This window comes from Candidatus Parvarchaeota archaeon (assembly GCA_016866895.1).
GTDB lineage: Archaea > Micrarchaeota > Micrarchaeia > Anstonellales > VGKX01 > VGKX01.
This window is the reverse complement of sequence record VGKX01000166.1, coordinates 1-2,519: the sequence shown is the minus strand read 5'-3', so window position 1 is coordinate 2,519 and position 2,519 is coordinate 1. Positions and strand designations below refer to the sequence as shown.

General features: G+C 48.6%; 2 protein-coding genes. One reads left to right on the top strand and one right to left on the bottom strand.

The genetic code is table 11. From position 1 onward, the window contains the following. Positions 1–131: 131 nt before the first annotated feature. Positions 132–1,235, bottom strand: a complete 1,104-nt coding sequence (locus tag FJZ26_05515) for an mRNA surveillance protein pelota (GenBank protein ID MBM3229865.1) — start codon at positions 1,233–1,235, stop codon at positions 132–134. 158 nt (positions 1,236–1,393) lie between these two features. Between FJZ26_05515 and FJZ26_05510 the strand changes: the two genes are divergently transcribed. Then, on the top strand, positions 1,394–2,519 hold a 1,126-nt coding region (locus tag FJZ26_05510), incomplete at its 3' end, for an ATP-binding cassette domain-containing protein (GenBank protein MBM3229864.1).

Genomic DNA, 2,519 nt, shown 5'->3' with positions numbered 1-2,519 from the left:
GCCCCCTGTTTGGGTTTTTTGCCCTTGTCGGCGCAATTGTCGGTGCATTTGCTTCAGTTTTCAAGAAAAAGTGATTGCGAAGTTATAGCTGCTTTTTTAAGGATAAGAAATGGGCGGTTCCAATACCTTTTTTATTCAATTTTGAATCTGAGCAGTGCCGCAAAGCCGCCAAAGGCCGCAAGCTCCTGCCCGCCTTGCGAAGCAGAGGAAAAAACAGTGACCTTGACTTTTCTTTTATAGGCCCCTTCAATCAGCTCGTCAACCTCCTGGTTCTGGCGCAGCAGTTCGTCTGCAACAAGGATGTGCGATACTGCCGATGCCCCAAGCGCGCCAGAAACCTGCAAAATGCCGTATGTTGCAAGGCCGCCGCCCCTTGAGAGTTGGGCCTTGAGCTGCTCCACAAGCACAAGTTCCTGCTCCACCCTTTCCTCCTGCATGACTTTTGATATTGCGCCCCTTTTTAGAAGCTCAACAACCCCGCTTCTCTCTGAATTGGATACTGAGTCAAAAACCAGTTTTTTGAGAATGCCCGGATTTTTTTGCTGGAGGAATTTTTTCAGATTGTCCTTTGCAAACCCAGGGCCTGCAACTACTGTCTTGGAGGTCTGGAAAGTGCCTAGCTTGGAGGCAACATCGCCAAAGTACTGCAGCTGCTTTTCAGAAAACTTTTCATCCCGCTTTGAGGCGTTTGCCTCGATTTCAAAAAGATAATCAATTCCAAATCCCTTGACCTGCGCAAAAATCGCCTTTGACTCGTCTAGCACCACGATTCCGACAAGCGGGCGCTTTGTCTCCCTGACGGCCTGGGAGAGCCTGTCAATCTGGTGCTGCCGCCAGTTTTGCTTTACAATTGTCAGTGGAAAGCCGTTTTCAACATCTATGGTGTGATACGAGCCTATTTGGACAAACTCCTGCGGGCTGCCGTCAATGATTTTTCCTGAGACGCGAAGGCGATTTACATGCGGCGAGAACTCGGTTTTCTCAACGCGCAGGGTTATGTTGACGGGCTTTTTCTCCCCGGCCTCGTCGCTTCCTTCAATTTTAAACCTTCTCCAGGATTTGGCGATTATGCTGTCGCCTGCCATTAGCACGCGCTCTATGTGCCACAGGTCCTCGGTCGTCTCTGGAACAAGCTTTACAAGGCCAGATTTCTTGTCCTGCGATAGTATCCGCATAAAGTTATAAACGATAAATGGGTTAATAAACAGATTATTATCCCCAGTGGGCCTGTGCATTTTACAATAAGGGCTGCATTGGACTTTGTATGTGTTTTAGCAACTGAGATGCTGTTCAAGCTGGTTTTATGCCAAGAATTGCAATGACAAATTTGCCAACAAATTTGACAGGGTTGCACAGCAGTGCAATTGATATTAGAAGAGATTAGGATGATTCAATGCCAAGAATTGCCATAATTGACCGCAACAAGTGCACGCGCGAAAAGTGCGGATATTTGTGCATGAAGCTGTGCCCGGGAGTTCGCATGGGGGACGACACAGTCACTATTGATGCAGAGGGCTGGCCTGTGATTTCAGAGGTGCTGTGCACTGGGTGCGGAATCTGCCCAAAGCGCTGCCCTGTGGATGCCATAAAAATAATCAACACGCCAGCTGAAGTTGGCACCCCGATTTTCCAGTATGGAGTCAACACTTTCAGGCTCTACGGGCTGCCGCTGCCCCAAAAGGGCGTTGTCGGCCTGATTGGCAAAAACGGGATTGGAAAGACAACTGCACTGCAGCTTCTGACAGCTGCCCTCAAGCCTAATTTTGGAATTGTCGGAAGTGAAGCAAAAGGCCCGGAGGGCTTGAGCTGGGGCACTGAAAATGCCGCAAAGAAATCCAGGGGAAGAATACCGCTTGCCGATGAAAAATCAGAAGATGCAAAATCTGGAAAAAAAATCTTAGGCATACAGGAAAGGCAGTACTTTGAGGCGCTTTCCGGAAAAAAAATCAAAGTCGCCCTAAAGCCCCAAAACGTTGACAGGATACCTGCTGCATTTGGCGGGAAGGTTGAGACCCTGCTGAAAAAACTTGACGAAAGAGAGGCATTAGACGAGGCTGTTGGGCTTTTTGAACTTGAACATGCACTAGGCAAGACGACAAAGGAGTTGTCAGGTGGCGAGCTTCAAAGGGTGGCTGTTGCCGCCTGCTACATAAAAGACGCAGACATATACTACTTTGACGAGCCTGCCTCATATTTGGACATAGAGCAGAGGCTGATTGTTGCAAAGGCAATCAGGGGCCTTGCGGAAAAGCACGGGAAAAAGGTAATAGTCATTGAGCACGACATGGCGCTTTTTGACTACCTTTCAGACTATGTTTACGTGTTTTACGGCGAGGAGAACACATATGGCGTGTGTTCCGGGGTAAAGGCCACAAGAAACGGCGTGAATGAGTACCTGGACGGGTATCTCAAGGATGAGAATGTGAGGTTCAGGGAAAATGAGATACGGTTTGACGCAGGCGCGGGCGGTGAGAGAAAGTCGCGAGAAAAGCTGGCTTACCCTTCAATGAAAAAAAGAT